This is a genomic window from Tumebacillus sp. BK434 (assembly GCF_004340785.1).
In the GTDB taxonomy this organism is placed as follows: Bacteria; Bacillota; Bacilli; order Tumebacillales; family Tumebacillaceae; genus Tumebacillus_A.
The window spans coordinates 324,341-339,704 of sequence record NZ_SLXS01000002.1 but is presented as its reverse complement, the minus strand read 5'-3'; the positions used below and the strand labels follow the sequence as shown (position 1 = coordinate 339,704).

Here is a 15,364-nt window from a genome sequence, read left to right as displayed (position 1 = left end):
CCTTTTCCTAAACTTGGATTTTTCGTTTCAAACATTGCGCCTCCGCTGTAACAGAAAAACCGCTCTATTTCTCCACAGGGAAATAGAGCGGCTCCGATAGGGGCGACTGGACGGTATTGCTATAGTAGCGTCGTATTCGACACGACACATTTTTTCGTGCAGTGGTAGTACGGTCCAATCAAAGTTCATGGAGTCCGAGCTACATCCGATGCGAACTGATTTTTCATGTCTTATATACTTGTTCAATCTGAATCGGTCCCTGTCTTTCATTTCTACGCACAGTTGCTACAAAGTAGAGCCCGAAAGCCACCTCCAGCAAGCCGATGACGACTGGCACGTACGTTGTTCCCAGCTCTGTCATAATGACCCCGGTGAGAAATGCACCAATTTGGATCGAAAGGGTAGTCAGTGATCCCCATAATCCAAAAACTCGTCCTCTAAATTCTGCAGGCACCTCTGTCTGCATCGTCAGCCGCTCATACGGAACATTAAAAGCTCCTACCAGTCCATATAGCGCCAAACACAGAGCACCGATCCAAAGATTTTGCGAGAAGCCGAACAACACCCAAGTCAGTCCCCAAAGCGCGTATACATAACCGCTGGTCACACGTTTTTTAAACATAAATTTGCTGTTCGCCAACCAATATCCGATGAGTACAGAGACGATACCTTCCACGACGTACAAGACGCTGAGTCCGTAATGGTCCACACGATAGATCTCAGAAACATACTGCTGCAGCATCAGGTTAAACGACCCGATCATCACACCGCATGTGACCCCCGCCGTAAGCACCATTCGCACCCACACATTTTTTTGGGACAACTGTAATCCGGCTTTAAAATCTTCGCCAAAGTTTTTCTTCAAGCTCACTTTGCGTTCCGTTTCAAAATTCTTGCTTGCGCTGTATAACAACCAAGCGGAAACGAAAAAGGCAGCCCCGTTAACAACCCAAAGCGCATTCATGCCGGTTACCGTTAACAAGATGCCGCCCAAAGAAGCGCCTGACAATCGAATCGCGCTGGTGATCGTGTAATTTAAAGAGTTGGCAACGGTGAGGTCCTCTTTTTTGATAATGTCAGGAATCACTGTCTGGCGAGCCGTAGCGTTAAACTGCTGCAATACGCCAGTGAAAAAGCGGAGCAACAGAAACAGCGCCCACGCTTTGTACCCATCCAACATCGGGACGAACACAAACCCGAAGTACGCAACCGCATGCAAGATCTCAACGATGACCATGCTTTTTTTGACATCGATCCGATCGATCCAAACACCGGAAAAAAAGTTGAAGATCATCGGCACAATGCCGCTCACGGCCCACAACAATCCAAATTCAAAGCCGTTGTCCGTAATCTCATTGAGCAGGACAAGCATCGCCAAAAATGCACCCCAACTTGTGAAACCCGTCAGGATATTTGAATATTGGAACCTTGCAAAAGCCGGATACTGTTTCCACACTTGAAAAACAACTTGTCTACTTGGTTTCACCATCACATTCACACTCGCTTACTCACTCGATTTTATCCCAACGCTATATAAGTACAGAGGAAATTCATCCGGTCCCAAGTTAAGGGTCTCCGATAACAAGTCATCATGAAACCCTCCAATCGCACAAGAACCGGCATCGCACAGTTCGCTGTTCAGTGACACGTTTTGTCCGATATGCCCACACTCCAACAACGCATAGCGATAGGCTCTTGCTCCGTACTTCAAGATCATCGATGTGAGATTTCCAGTCATGATAATCAAGAAAGAAGCGGATTTCGCAAATTGATTGACCGGTGTAAGAAATGGAAGATCACCGTGAACTTCTTTTATATATGTCAAACTTTGCATTTCACGATGGTAATGATAATAGCCCGCCTCTGCTTGGTCCACATTGAGCAGAACCAGATACAATTCTATCGGAAGTAACGCACCGGCCGATGGTGTGGTAGAGTGAGCATTTCGTACACAGAAGGAATTTTGCAAGATAGTAAACATGGTAGATTTTTGCATTGGGCACTTACTATATTCTCTTATCGAACCAATGCTTGGGAAGCGAGTTTTGCAATCCGTTTCCGGCTGCAGATCAAATGGATGTGCCGGGTAATTTTTGCTTATGGAGGTGGCTTGATAATATTTTGTTGGCGCATGTTTTCCTATTGCAGGATAATAACTGGAATTTGAGTGAAAAAGATGTACCAATTTGTTCTCGTCTAGATACATGACGAACCCTCCTTTATGGAAACGGATGCGGGAGCAAATTCATAGGTCGGCTGGCTTTCTCGCATTTCTCTTGCAACCTCTCACACTGCAACATGGTTGGCCCCACCGGTAGAAAAACGAGTGTCGGTGTTACGATTCGAATCACATTCATCCCAAGCTCTTTAACATCTGCTGTGGTCAATTCGGCAGAATATACGGGATGTCCTTGCCGTTCGAGCACATCGACAACTTCTTCAAATGTTGTACATTGGTCAGGTATGTAGCAATCCAACTGTTCAGGGATCAATTCGCAAAGAATTTCATCCAAAGCGCCAGATAAGTAATAGGCAGTATGATCCTCCAACGTTCGAATCTCCTGATAATGGTCGGGTACGTTCATCCCGTGTTGATAAATTCTTTCAAAAAACGCTGTTCCACCGCTAATCGCTTCTTCCATTGACTTTCGAATCGCCGTAGGGGAATTGAGATGTGCTGCACAGCCAAGGTAAAATCCCCGGCGCCCCTTGAATTTTAATACAGTTAAGATTGTGGTGACGGGAAATTCCGGTTGAGAAATATCATAGACAGACAGTTCGACATTGGCTTCACGGGCTACTTTCAACAACTGAAGGAGATAAGAATCGTCTATCGATGTCACATTTACTTGAGCACGTACCATACCCAGTGTCCAAAATAACATAAAGGCATCACGCTCTATGCATTCTAATAAGCCACTTGTCAAAGCCTGCTCTAGTGAACTTCCGCAGGCTAGACCTGTTGAAATCACATCGCGAAAAGGTTTGATAGCCGGGATTTTCAAATACACAGTCTCAAATGGAAGCCATGCTTCCTCTCCGGTTCGAACTCGTTTACCCTTTGTCCAGTATATTGGTGTTTGATGATCAACTGAGCGAACCTCTGATAATTGAAGATATTGCTCTTCGTGATACCTGCAAAAAACTGTGGGATCAACCCCTTGAACGGTAAGTTCCTCGTAAGTGGATCGAATCAGTTGAGACTCCACATAAATGGTTGCACTGTAGCGCTCTATAGCTTCCCCTACAGCAGACATCTGTGAGTTTCCCTTCATCAAGGAAAAGCCTGAGCCGGCAATCTCTTCACTTGAACCATCGAGTGGAGAAATAAGCGCCACATAACTATACGTTAGTGGCGAAAGAAAAGGAGAGTGGACTCGAGTCAATGTTCGTATCAATCCGCCTCTTGAATGCACGATCTCGCTTAATAACACTTCAACATTCATACAGAGGCCTCCTGTTCCTGACAACTCGGACAGTTCGGAATTCGCAGTACGCGATACGTATCAACTTCATACTGCGACAAATTTATTACTGCTTCCCTCTCGAATAATGTGATTCTAGCGTTCGTTTTAATAAATTTTAAAAGTTCCCGAACTACAAAAGGATAGATCAGTTTTTCGATTTGACCGTAACCGCCAAACATTTCTGAAGCGGAGTTAAATTTTGTGTTAGTTTGAATTCGAGTACGGCTGCAGGTATAACAGGGTCCTCCGTCCGGAAAGAAAAATGGTCCCAACAAGAGATGCGGCTCTTGCAACGAGACTTTGAACCAGGGAGTTTTATGGTGGAACGACTTTTTTTGAATTCCGTGGAAAAAGTCGTAGTTACTATCAAAATCTATAGCAACGATTAGATCGTCAGTTTCCGAAATTTGATGAGGTGATTTGATCTGGCAAACATCAACGAGTTCTTCTTGCAGCTGAATGGCTTCCAAAACTGAATCAGGCAAGGATTGTGTAGTCAGCACAATCTTCGAGTTGACTTTTTCCTTTAAAGTTACGATTTTATGGGACTCCAACAAACGAGTAACTTCATATAGCATTTGTACATCGAGATCTAAAATCTGCGCAATCCTGGAAACGGTTAGTGTTCCCGTGAAAAGCGGGACCACTCTTTTCAAAACTTTTGCATCTTCGCCGAATATTTGAAAGGCTTTCCGCTCAAACGGATCAATAAATATCAAATCTTCACCCTTACAAAGAATATCTCCGATCAGTTCAACGTACAAATGACTCCCTCCTTCGTGAAGTAAGAGACCGAAGACGATGGCGTCTTCGGTCCGTAAATCAGCAATGTGACTATTTCAGCGGGGCTTCGGAGCCGCCGCCGCAGCAACAACCGTTTTGCACGCCACACACTACTTCATTGTTGTTTTGGATTGCTTCTTCAAAATTCACAGCTTTGATTTCGATGGTCATTTGTTTCCCCTCCATGAAATGTTTTTACAAACAAAATTGATGAAAACACAAGTGGATCCAGCTTGTTATCTCTTCAAATTTGTTTGTATATTTTTTATACCACATTCCATGTGGAATTGTATACCATAATTTCTATTTTTTAAAATACAATATATTTATTCCCAATTCCGAAATATTGGCTGAAGGATGAATCATGACTACAAAGTAGGGCAATAAAGAACAGCAGTAAAATAGCAAAGAGGCAACATCTCATTAACGATACAATATGCTTGGATAAAAAAGATCTTAACTGAAAAGTTCGATGAATCCTTATTACATCGATCTCACCAACTCATCTTATGACAAGAGAGTTTTTCCTGTTATTGCAGCATCAGCTCGTGTCACGATTTTTCTGGGGGATAATGTTCATTACTGGGCATAACAAACTCTTCATGGCTAAAGGAGTTACCAATAGTTGACCGGGCTTCACCACCTGAAGAGACTCGTGTTTGAATCTCCCTATGAAGCTCCACTAGATAAGCAATGCTTCTTGCTGACCATATTGTGGACATCCCTCGGTATGGTCTTTTCTTCCACTCACCAATGGAAGACGATCACGCTTGGATTTCGTTCACTTTGGCAGTAAGAAAGCGCAGTTGATTTCCCAACTGTTGTTGATTAATTAAAAACAATTCCGCTGTGCACCCGTTTCTCCACGTGCGGGTATGCTATTTTCTTAACAAATCTATGGTAGCCTTATGAGGAGAGGAGGTTTTCTTGCATTCATGTTTCGTAACCTGCTTGAAATCTTGTTGGTATCGACAAAGCTAGGACTGACTTCGTTCGGTGGCCCGGTCGCTCATCTAGGCTATTTTCATAATGAATACATCAAGCGCCGTCGCTGGATGGACGAGCGCAGTTACGTCGATCTCGTGGCGCTCTGTCAGTTCTTGCCCGGCCCGGCCAGTTCGCAGGTTGGCATCGGTATAGGTCTGATGCGGGCGGGTCTGCTCGGCGGTTTGGTAGCGTGGATCGGGTTTACTCTGCCTTCTGTGCTCATGCTGATCCTGTTCGCGCTCCTGCTCCAAGGCAATCCGGTGGCAGATAGCGGATGGCTGCACGGCCTGAAAATCGTCGCCGTCGCCATCGTTGCACAAGCGATCTGGGGCATGGGACGCTCGCTCGCCCCTGACCGGAGCCGTGCAACCATCGCCATCCTCGCAACCGTGGTATCGCTCGCTTGGCCCAGTGTTCTGACCCAAGTCGTAATCATTGCCGTCGCGGGAGTTCTGGGCTGGTTCCTCTTCAGGCAGAACATGAACATCGACATCCCCCAGATAAACGTGCCTGTTTCACGTGGTGTAGCCGTAACAGCACTGCTTCTCTTCTTCACTCTGCTGGTCTCGCTTCCGATGATAAGTTCCCTCACCGACAGCCAGACGGTCTCGATGTTCGACAACTTCTACCGATCCGGCTCGCTTGTCTTCGGCGGCGGACATGTGGTGCTGCCCCTGCTTGAACGGGAAGTCGTGCTCACCGGCTGGGTTAGCCATGAGGACTTCCTCGCCGGATATGGTGCGACGCAGGCGGTGCCGGGCCCGTTGTTCACCTTTGCCGCGTATCTCGGCGCGATGATCAACGGGTGGTCAGGAGCCTTGCTCGCGACGGTGGCGATCTTCCTCCCCGCGTTCCTGCTGGTCGTCGGTGTCCTGCCATTCTGGGACGCGCTGCGCCGCAAATCGCAGGTGCAAGGAGCTCTGCTCGCGATCAACGCCTCCGTGGTCGGCATCCTCATCGCCGCCTTCTATACGCCGATCTGGACGAGCTCAATCCTCGCCCCGCTCGACTTCGCACTCGCCGCCGTCTTGTTCGGGATGCTCGTCCATTGGAAGCTTCCGCCGTGGGTGATTGTTCTGGCCGGGGCGCTCAGCGGGTTTTTGATTGGGTAACGGGATACGCAAAAAGCCCTCTGTCCAACGCCGGGACAGAGGGCTTTCTCCACAAAGAGATGCATGTTGTCGTATCTTCACGTCTGAGATGCACCTTGAATGTTTTTTGTGAGCCATTCGTTTATGATATAGGTAATCACATTAGCCAAAATTCGAGGTGAGCGGCTTCTTATGGATCAGACTCCGCAGCATCGTCTCTTCGGAATGAACCGGATTATTTTCGTTATCGGATTGGTTAGCTTTTTGACCGATCTTTCAAGCCAGATGATTGTACCGATTCTCCCGTTATATCTCACTACGGTTCTACACGTTCAAGTAGCAACTGTAGGTGTGATTGAAGGGATCGCAGAAAGTATCGCCAGCATTCTAAAATGGCTGTCTGGCTGGGCATCGGATCGATACGGCAAGAGCAAACCTTTAATGGTCGCAGGATATGCTCTGTCAAATCTTGTGAAGCCGTTGTTTGCCTTGAGCACGACTTGGGGGCAAATTCTCGCAATTCGACTAGCGGACCGTTTTGGTAAAGGGGTGCGAAGCACTGCCCGAGATACACTGCTGGCGAATTCCACATCAAAAGAGGAGCGAGGTCGAGCATTTGGCTTCCGACGGTCGATGGATGCACTTGGAGCTGCTATCGGTCCCTTAGTCGCAGTCGGCATTCTTGGTTGGTCAGGTGGTAATTATCAGGTCGTCTTTTGGGCGTCTGCGGTCCCAGGCATTCTCGCCGTGCTGTTGCTTATCTTCTTTTTAAAAGAGCGCAGCCGAGAGAAACTGCCTTCTACACGCAGGACGTTGCCAAAGATCACGTTTAAAAACATGAATACACGGGTGATTGGGTTTACCCTGATTGCGACGCTCTTCTCCATCGGCAATTTCTCTGATGCGTTTCTCGTCTTGCGAGCACAAGATGTAGGAATGGCCATCGCATTGATACCGCTGGCGTATTTAACGTTCAACCTGACAAGCAGCCTCTTCTCTGTACCTCTGGGGATCCTCTCGGATCGCTTAGGTCGTAAACCCCTCATCGTCTCCGGATATCTGATCTTTGCCGCCATCTATCTCGGATTTGGTCTTGTCAAAAGTGTTGGTTGGATTTGGGTCTTGTTCGTGCTCTATGGGCTTTACTATGCTGCTACTGAGGGCATACAAAAAGCGTACATAGCAGATCTGGTTCCAGAGGAACAACGCGGCACGGCTCTAGGGACATTTAACGCGTTGACAGGTATGGCGGCCCTTCCTGCCAGTGTGCTCGCCGGTCTTTTTTGGCAGAACTTCGGGCCTCTTGTTGCCTTCGGTAGCAGCTCCCTTCTTGCAGTACTGGCTGCGATTTTGTTGCTCATGCAAAAAGATGATCGTCAAGTAGAAAAGTCATGACCAAGCGGTCATGACTTTTCTCGCTCCTCTACCGCCTCGCCTTCCATTGCCACAACCACACAGTGGAAATGCCGATGGAGAGCGAGATGACAAGCAAGAGCAAGATTCCACCAAACAACGGAATGTTACTCATCGCCACGATCGCGACAGCTCCAAGGAATGTTGGTCTCCACACTCCATTGGAAAAAGGACGATCCCCCGCGATCATCTTCCCTACGTGAAACGAGACCACCGTATAACCTGCCGCAAAGAGAAGAAGTAGGACGATTATAAACAGGAGTGCAATCGGTGCACCGAGAAGCGAGAGGGCGAGCATCAAGCTGATCCCCAACCCGCCGACCAACACCACCATTCCAACCGCTCCTGTCCTCGCAATGGCAATTCGCAGGAAGGCTACCGGTTTTTCCAGCCGGTCACGCAGGGCCAACGCCAGCAGAACAGGAAGGACGACGAAAATCAAACTGAGTGTAAGCCGTACCACCCACAACCCGGCCACAACGACCAGAGCCAGCAAGGAATTGTTTAGCAGCGCATTGTCAAACGTGACCTCTGCCACTCCGTCCTCCACGTACGCCCCGTTTTGCTGTTGCACATGGCCCCCAAGCACCACGACAACCCCGGTCTTCGATGTTGAAGTCAACTCTACATCACCGTTGTACACAAACACAACATCGGTTACCCTGCCTTCGATCTTCGCATCGTGGTTCAGAACCACCAGCGTTTGCAGCGTTTGCTCTTGCGGGACAGAGGTCGGCGTATTCTTCACAATCACTTCGTTATCTGTTGCCATCACGCCAACTGGCAACAGCGCAATACAAGCGATGATGAGTACTAAGAGGCTTACTACTTTCCGGTTCAGCCTTTTCATACCATTTCACCTGTCGAAAAACCGGTTACGAGTTTTCGAACACTCCACACACTGCCAACCAGCAGACAGACTGCTACAACCAACGAACCGCCTACTACGTAGGGCGAGAGGGTAACCACAGCAGCCAAGACCGACAATCCCGTCCAAAGCCACCCGATCATGGCAAAGACCGAACGAGACAGGATCACTCCCCACGGCGAGAACAAGAATCCGGTAATAAGCAGCAGGCAGGCGACCAGACTTCCCATGCTCACCCATGCAGATTTCCGTTCTCGGCTGTTTTCCACTGCTTGTATGGTGAGCCAGATACGATCGTCGAGATCCGCCGATGGTTCAAGCGCCCCCCATTGCTGCCGAAAAGCAAGAGAAACGGCAGACAGCTCTTGATATACCTCTCTGCAAGATGCACACTCTTCCAGATGCGATCTTACTCGCGCCTCATCCTCGGGTAGGAGTTCCTGATCCATATAGGCCGACAAGTCGTCCAGCACGTGTTGCTCCATCTCACAATCACTCCTGCTTCACAGTTTATTCCGGCGCCAGGTGTTTTCTCAGATGCAATCGACCCGCGTGCAACCTCGACCGTACAGTGCCTATGGGAATCCGCAGAATCTCTGCAATCTCTTGATAATCGAACCCTTGGAGTTCCCGCAACACCAGCACTTCCCTCATCTCGGGAGACAGTCTGCCCAGGGCCTCCTCAATCGTTAAGCGTTCGAGCGAGCGGGATAGACCAGACGCTGAATCTCGCTGCTCCGCGACCTCCTCTATCCGTTCAGACGCCAAGCTGTAACGCCTTCGCTTCAAGCGATCCAGACAGAGGTTGGTGACGATTCGAGAAAACCAGGAATGAAAGGCATGCGGAGATTGGAGTTTGCCGATGGAAAAATACGCTTTGGTAAATGCCTCCTGCACCACATCTTCCGCATCCATTCGATCCTGTAAAAAACCATACGCCGTTTGGAACGCATACGTCCGAAACCGCTCGATCAGCCGGGCGAATGCTTCCTTTTTCCCCTGCATCGCAGAGAGAATCAACGACTCAAGCTCTATGTCGGTCATGACTACTTACCTCTGCAGGAAAATTTTACTATACCTCTGTAGTATGAACACAAGTGGAGTTTCTCACAACTGACTTCTTGCCCATCATTTCGTAGCAGATTGGGATGTTCGTTCAAAACCAAACAACCGGCATCCCAAGCGGGTCACGGGCAAAATCAGCGGAGAAAACTTCCAAGCGACTTTGCTCGCCACAAAGCCCACCACCACGCTTGCGAGCACATCTGTCGGGTAATGAACCCCGCAGTAGACGCGCGCGATCATCACAATCACCGCGATGATCATGAAGCTAGTCGATACCCATTTCTGCGTTCTCCCTTTTGCGCCAAAGGCGAACGCAAAGCTGCCGGAGGTGTGATCACTCGGGAACGACGCGTCCGCATCATGCGGAATCAACTTCGTGTAGGTCCCTTCATCCAATGTGACAAACGGCCGGGGGCGATACCAGACGTGAGAGATGACAACGTTCAGCAGCAAGGCCAGAATGCCTGCGACGCCAGCAACGACGAGAGCGTGCCGCTTGTTGAATTCTTTTTTTGGCAAAGTGAACCAAGCGATCACAAACAGTACCGCATATAACTCAAGCGCATACTGAGCAAAAAACGACATCACTGCATCTACGATAGGCATCTGCCCGGCAAACTGATTCAAAAAATGATAGACCGCAAGATCTACGTCCATGAATCTTCCTCCAATCTCGTCCTTACGTGTTGTGCAAGACATAGAGAAAGGACGACCGCGTGGCCGGAAAAGTTCATTGGCAAAAAAAGAGCCTGCACAGTTCCCTGTTCAGGCTCTTCGCAAATTCCGAAAGATTTCGAGCAAGAGTATGTTGAGAGTGAGCCACACGCCGCCGAAAATGTAGCCTGCGGCCACGTCGCTGGGGAACTGAAGGTTCAGGGCGATGATGCTGATCCCTGAGTAAAAAGACAGGGCCAACACCAGAACACCTAGAACGGAGCGCATCATTCCCCGCCCGCGATGGCGAACGAAAAGATACGCTGCAAACCCATAGACCGAGAGAACCAACAAAGTTTGTTCGCTCGGAAACGTGTAGACCAGACCGTCAGGACCCGACCTGTGAAAAAGTCTCCGCAACCCTTCGTCCAAAAGCTCACCGCCAAACAAAACCAGCAGCATGAAAAAGACTTCGAGTCGCCGATCCTGACCCTTTTTCCAAATCCACAACAAGGTGATCGCGAGCAACGGCACCAACACGTTGTAGGAGGCCAGATGCGCGCCCAACGTTACCCAAGTCGATTCGACATTTTCAAAGATTGCATGCACCACAAACGCTGTGACCTGATCGAATTCGAGAAACTCGTTCGCCAGCAAGTCTTGGATCATTCCTACCATGAGAGCAAACAACGCTAAAAACACCACCGCAACCCCGACCACAAAGAATCGAACCCGCCCCAAAGAGTGAAACGTGTGAAGTGCCCAACTTATAACCTGTCTCGTGATTGAGAAAATCTGCTGGCGGTATTTCCGATACAAATACACAAGCAAGACCGCAAAAGCGGCGTTGATACCTGCTAGGATCAAGTATTTTGTGATGGTGTGGTGAAACTCTTCCCACTTTGGCCCTAGTACCTTGCCCAACGTGATAAAAATACCGGTAAACAGAAAAGCGCCCAGATACGCGTTGAGAGCAAACGTGCGAAAGGAGATTCGTGTAATCCCGGCAAAATACCCGGTAATGTGTCGCACCCCAGGTATAAAATAACCGACAATCAACATTTTGTTCCCATACCGTTGAAACCATTGCGATGTTTTCTCTAACTTGTCTGGGCCCATGTGGAAACGTCTGCCGTATTTTTCAAAAAAGGGCTTCCCCAGTCTGTAGCCGATCAAGTACGAGACCGTAATCCCGGCCGAAGCCCCCAAGCCCGCAATCAGCATGCTCACCAGCCAATTAAGGTGACCCTGAAAAACAAGCAATCCAGTGTAGCTTAGCAACACTTCCCCAGGCACAGGCAGAGCGAGTAATTCTAGGAACAGGGAGCTGAACAGCACCACGTACCCGTACTGTTCAAGCAGAGTTTTTACATCGATCATGATACTCGTCTTCCCCTCCCTTTCAAGCAGATCAGGTGAGCGATTTACTCTGTTCGTATTTTTGCTCCGCAATCGATTGATAAACCCAAATGGACGCAGCCAGCCAGAAACCTCCTGCCAGATAACCTCCAATCACGTCACTCGGGTAATGGACACCCAAATAGACACGACTTATTCCGATCGCAAGCGTGATCACGACCCCAATCAATATAATGATGGTTCGACCCCATCTGCTTGGAGTATGACGCCACAGCAGAAACGTAAGCGCCCCATACATAGCAAAGGCTGTCATCGAATGTCCACTCGGAAAACTATAACCCGTGACTTCGATCAACCGATGAGTCTCCGGGCGCGGTCGATGGAACACCAGTTTAAAAGCTTGGTTTAAGACCGCTGCACCGGCAATGACCGCGAACAACAGAACGGACTCTGCGCGATGATGCAGGACAAAGTACAGATACCCTAAAATCAAACATGCAAGGATGCTAACGGATATCGTTGAACCTGCATCTGTGAAAAACTTCATCACCTGTGTAAGTTCAGGCGATTCCAGACCTTGGACCAAATGGATAGTGGCAGCGTCAAACTCATTCAATGTCTCTTTCAGCATCATGACAGTCAGAATCCCAAATCCTACGATAAAGACCAGACTGATAAAGAATGCCTTAGTAAGTTGTAGTTTTAAGTTGAGCTTCGGCAAGTGTCTTCATCCCTTCTCTCAAAATCGACTCTCGACCTAAAGGACCTTCTTAGTATCACAAAAGTTCGCTTTCTCATAAGGAAAATGTTGTTGGAGAACACAAATAACAATGTCCTCATGCGAATGTTCGCGACCATGGCACCTTCTCGCCGTCTGTGAGCAGTTCACTGACACGCTCATGGGTCCAAACAGGAGCGCTTGTAGAGACATTGTCCTTAATACATAAGTAAAAAGGAGACTGCATCTCCACAAATGTTGTCGCAAAAAATTATCTTTACTCAAAACCATCCCTGATTGTACGACCAAAATTACCCCCATTAAATGGTAGCAAGGCGTCTGTTGTTAGAAGAGTCCACCTATGCCACTGATTCCGCATTTCAGGTGGGGTATGAGAGTGCGTCTTAATTTAGCAGGGAATATTCTCGGATGTTTGGATTGCCGCCGAAAGAGGATATAAGGCGGATGTCTGGGGTCTGCAAAAAAGAAGTATGTAATCATGGATGGCGTATATGAGAATTAGAAAGTTCATTTCCAAAACTTGTACAACTCTTCTTACTACCAGTATGTGAAAGGGATGATTAATTAGTAATAGGAAAAGTGGCTGATAGTAGTTTCTCAACCGCTTTTTATTGCATTGATCGATACAAAAAAATTGACATCACTTCGTTAATTAGTCTTGGAAATATACTGCGCTAGTTCATCTTTTTTACTAGAAAAAAGAACCCACCAACTGTTTTGCCATGCCTGAATACTGCTTATCTGGTCTAGTATAATTGTGAAATTTGTCACAATACATTTTTAATACCCCGCGACATTCTGCATTTTCATTATGCGATAAACAAGTTGGTTCAATTTGAGGTGGTGCACAAGACCGTCATAACAACAGCACATAAAACAGGCCTCTATTTACCGTTTTATGACGTATTTCATGTGATTCGAATACTAGAGGCACCCCTTCATATTACAATTCAATTCCAACTGTTGCGTTATTTTCAAAGCAGAGGCGTGCCAGATTACCGCGGAACTTTGTGCTCGATCGACAACGACCTTGTTTTCGAATATATTATCAAAATTTTTCCATTAACTATATAACCCCCACTTTAAACCCTTATTTAAAGTATAATTGCATCCTTAGAGGGAAGTAATGATAACATTAGATATGTTTATTTTACACATCATATAATTACAGAAAAACACACCAATTCAATTATTGGTGTGTTTTTCAAAATCGTATGCTGCTGTAATTTCCTTACCCCATAAATGATGATCGGAAGTATTTTTCACCGTCGACCACCAAATCGATCACTTGCCCTGTACATAGTTGTTGTCTGTTACTTCTCAATTAAGTTCACTCATGAACAAATATGATCATTCGTGAACAATTTGTTTTATGAACTTACCACCTCTCTATGTGAGAGCCGCAAATCAAACACTGTTTTTGCAAGTTCGTATCACAGATCGTCTGTTAATGATTTGGTCGTTAACTCAGTTGATTCTCGGGGGTCAGTAGTTCTGTCAGCAATATCCTGTAGACAATGGTACACTTATCGCTAAATCAATCGTAGGAAATTCATTCTTCGAACTTCCTCTTGTTGTAAAAACTCCTCGAGTCGTACTTTCCTATAAGTTGGATCGATGTCATCGAGAGTCTCTAGCTCAGCAGGGGAGTAATGCAGCTTTTCCACTAAATCTTGATCAATATCGTGCTCTGCAATTATTCGCTTCGTTTTTTCGGGATAAAGATTTAATCTTTGATTCAAGTAAAGAATAAAGTTTGACGATAACTCCCAAGGCAATATTTCATCCTCAAGGATTCGATCCACGTATTCCCGGCATAATTCCGTTTCTTCCGCGATATGTCGTGGATAAATGGACATTGCAGTCATTGCCTCGTAAAGATATTCTCCAAAACTCGTATTCCACTCACAATCTTCATCCTCTGAAATCTGATTAACAGTCGAGAAACCCATCATACATTCAGCCCCAGCGATATCCGGAGCGTGGAAAGAACCCCCTCTCACTAAAAACACTTTTGCATCGACGCGGCCAACCGGCCCTCTTACTCCGCCATCCAGCAGCGCAGTTGTTATAGTTGCAAATAATTGTCGCCCACCCTGCGAACCAGAACCAAACGACATGTTTTTATAGGATTTCATTTCCACGCCTCCATCCTCGCCCATTATTAGTTGTCCCTGTTCACTTCCGTTGACAGAGGATGACCGGCTCGCACTCCCCTATTAGTGCGAGCCCTCTCCCCAGCCGCGTCACGATTACGACGTTTTCGAGTACCCCAATTCTTCAAGAAGGGGTATCATTTTTCTGCGAAATTGGTAGATCAAGTCGTCGACTTGTTTATCAGTCTTTCCCATTACCTCCGCAATTTCTTCACTACTCATGTTTCTCTGAATCCGGCAGATCGCGGCATTCAGCTGATTTTCAGACACATTGTCTGCACAGAGATTCCAGATATCGTCCACCGAAATCCCCGACAAAACTTCGCGCTCAACCGGATTGCACGTGCCCAGGAACTTATGACTGTCCCAATCCCAAACTTCGTTCTTCTTACCTTCACTTACATCAGCATCATGTCCCGTTGACGGTTGAACCCGCGGAAAGTTTTCTTGCTCACGGTCACGCCGCTGTTTCTCTTTGAAGACCACGCTTCTAACAATCCTGTTGGTCAGCCAAGATTTCAACGAGAACTCCTGATCGTAGCTGGAGCAATCCGTCGAAATTCGCAGATGAACCTGAGCTACGAGATCTTCCACATCATTATCATTGAGTTGAAGCCCGATTCGGCGAGCTTTTTTTGCAATGATGGGTGCAACATACCGGCTGACGACATCTCGATGTTGAAAATGAGTTGCCTGTCCCGTTTTCTGACCCCCGAGGTCTTCAAAGAGACGTTGATAAGCGGAGTTAACGTCCAGACTCATCTTTTAACCACGATCCTTCC

The 15,364-nt window shown here is 47.3% G+C and carries 14 protein-coding genes and 1 pseudogene; 3 read left to right on the top strand and 12 right to left on the bottom strand.

Translation table 11 applies throughout. From position 1 onward, the window contains the following. Positions 1-223 precede the first annotated feature (223 nt). From EV586_RS06045 to EV586_RS06030, 4 genes are read right to left on the bottom strand one after another with little or no spacing between them, the layout of a single operon-like run. Positions 224-1,489, bottom strand: coding sequence for an MFS transporter (locus EV586_RS06045; RefSeq protein ID WP_243652973.1), 1,266 nt, complete (start codon positions 1,487-1,489; stop codon positions 224-226). 15 nt (positions 1,490-1,504) lie between these two features. Then, positions 1,505-2,206, bottom strand: coding sequence for a SagB/ThcOx family dehydrogenase (locus EV586_RS06040; protein ID WP_132944175.1), 702 nt, complete (start codon positions 2,204-2,206; stop codon positions 1,505-1,507). 13 nt (positions 2,207-2,219) lie between these two features. Continuing rightward, positions 2,220-3,446 carry a YcaO-like family protein gene (locus tag EV586_RS06035; protein WP_132944174.1) on the bottom strand — a complete coding sequence of 409 codons (1,227 nt, stop codon included), beginning with the start codon at positions 3,444-3,446 and terminating at the stop codon, positions 2,220-2,222. Continuing rightward, positions 3,443-4,231, bottom strand: a complete 789-nt coding sequence (locus tag EV586_RS06030) for a TOMM precursor leader peptide-binding protein (RefSeq protein WP_132944173.1) — start codon at positions 4,229-4,231, stop codon at positions 3,443-3,445. Before EV586_RS06030 ends, EV586_RS06035 begins: the two co-directional genes overlap by 4 nt. Before the next feature lie 954 nt (positions 4,232-5,185). On the opposite strand from EV586_RS06030, the gene EV586_RS06025 reads away from it, so the two are divergent. Continuing rightward, on the top strand, positions 5,186-6,349 hold the full coding sequence (locus EV586_RS06025; RefSeq protein ID WP_132944172.1) for a chromate transporter: 1,164 nt from the start codon (positions 5,186-5,188) through the stop codon (positions 6,347-6,349). A gap of 171 nt (positions 6,350-6,520) precedes the next feature. Next, positions 6,521-7,723 (top strand): MFS transporter, encoded by a 1,203-nt coding sequence (locus EV586_RS06020; protein WP_243652945.1) that lies wholly within the window; start codon positions 6,521-6,523, stop codon positions 7,721-7,723. A 28-nt stretch (positions 7,724-7,751) separates the two neighbouring features. On the opposite strand, the gene EV586_RS06015 is transcribed toward EV586_RS06020, so the two are convergent. The 6 genes from EV586_RS06015 to EV586_RS05990 form a co-directional block, all read right to left on the bottom strand. Further along, the gene (locus tag EV586_RS06015; RefSeq protein ID WP_132944171.1) at positions 7,752-8,591 is read right to left on the bottom strand and encodes a hypothetical protein; all 840 of its coding nucleotides are present in this window, start codon (positions 8,589-8,591) and stop codon (positions 7,752-7,754) included. After that, positions 8,588-9,094: a zf-HC2 domain-containing protein gene (locus tag EV586_RS06010; RefSeq protein WP_132944170.1), complete on the bottom strand. Its 507-nt coding sequence runs from the start codon at positions 9,092-9,094 to the stop codon at positions 8,588-8,590. The genes EV586_RS06015 and EV586_RS06010 overlap by 4 nt, the downstream gene beginning before the upstream one ends. A 25-nt stretch (positions 9,095-9,119) precedes the next feature. Beyond that, positions 9,120-9,653 (bottom strand): RNA polymerase sigma factor, encoded by a 534-nt coding sequence (locus tag EV586_RS06005; RefSeq protein ID WP_132944169.1) that lies wholly within the window; start codon positions 9,651-9,653, stop codon positions 9,120-9,122. An 84-nt stretch (positions 9,654-9,737) separates the two neighbouring features. After that, positions 9,738-10,331, bottom strand: a complete 594-nt coding sequence (locus EV586_RS06000; protein WP_132944168.1) for an undecaprenyl-diphosphatase — start codon at positions 10,329-10,331, stop codon at positions 9,738-9,740. A 108-nt stretch (positions 10,332-10,439) separates the two neighbouring features. After that, positions 10,440-11,708, bottom strand: coding sequence for a VTT domain-containing protein (locus EV586_RS05995; protein ID WP_132944167.1), 1,269 nt, complete (start codon positions 11,706-11,708; stop codon positions 10,440-10,442). A gap of 31 nt (positions 11,709-11,739) precedes the next feature. Further along, entirely contained in the window at positions 11,740-12,408 is a 669-nt protein-coding gene (locus tag EV586_RS05990) for a phosphatase PAP2 family protein (protein WP_243652944.1), read from the bottom strand. A gap of 327 nt (positions 12,409-12,735) precedes the next feature. On the opposite strand from EV586_RS05990, the pseudogene EV586_RS21440 reads away from it, so the two are divergent. Continuing rightward, positions 12,736-12,921, top strand: a pseudogene (locus EV586_RS21440) (helix-turn-helix domain-containing protein); the annotation flags it as partial. Between the two features lie 1,037 nt (positions 12,922-13,958). On the opposite strand, the gene EV586_RS05980 reads toward EV586_RS21440, so the two are convergent. After that, positions 13,959-14,564, bottom strand: coding sequence for a hypothetical protein (locus EV586_RS05980; protein WP_132944166.1), 606 nt, complete (start codon positions 14,562-14,564; stop codon positions 13,959-13,961). 114 nt (positions 14,565-14,678) lie between these two features. Beyond that, positions 14,679-15,344: an RNA polymerase sigma factor gene (locus tag EV586_RS05975; protein WP_132944165.1), complete on the bottom strand. Its 666-nt coding sequence runs from the start codon at positions 15,342-15,344 to the stop codon at positions 14,679-14,681. Positions 15,345-15,364 lie beyond the last annotated feature (20 nt).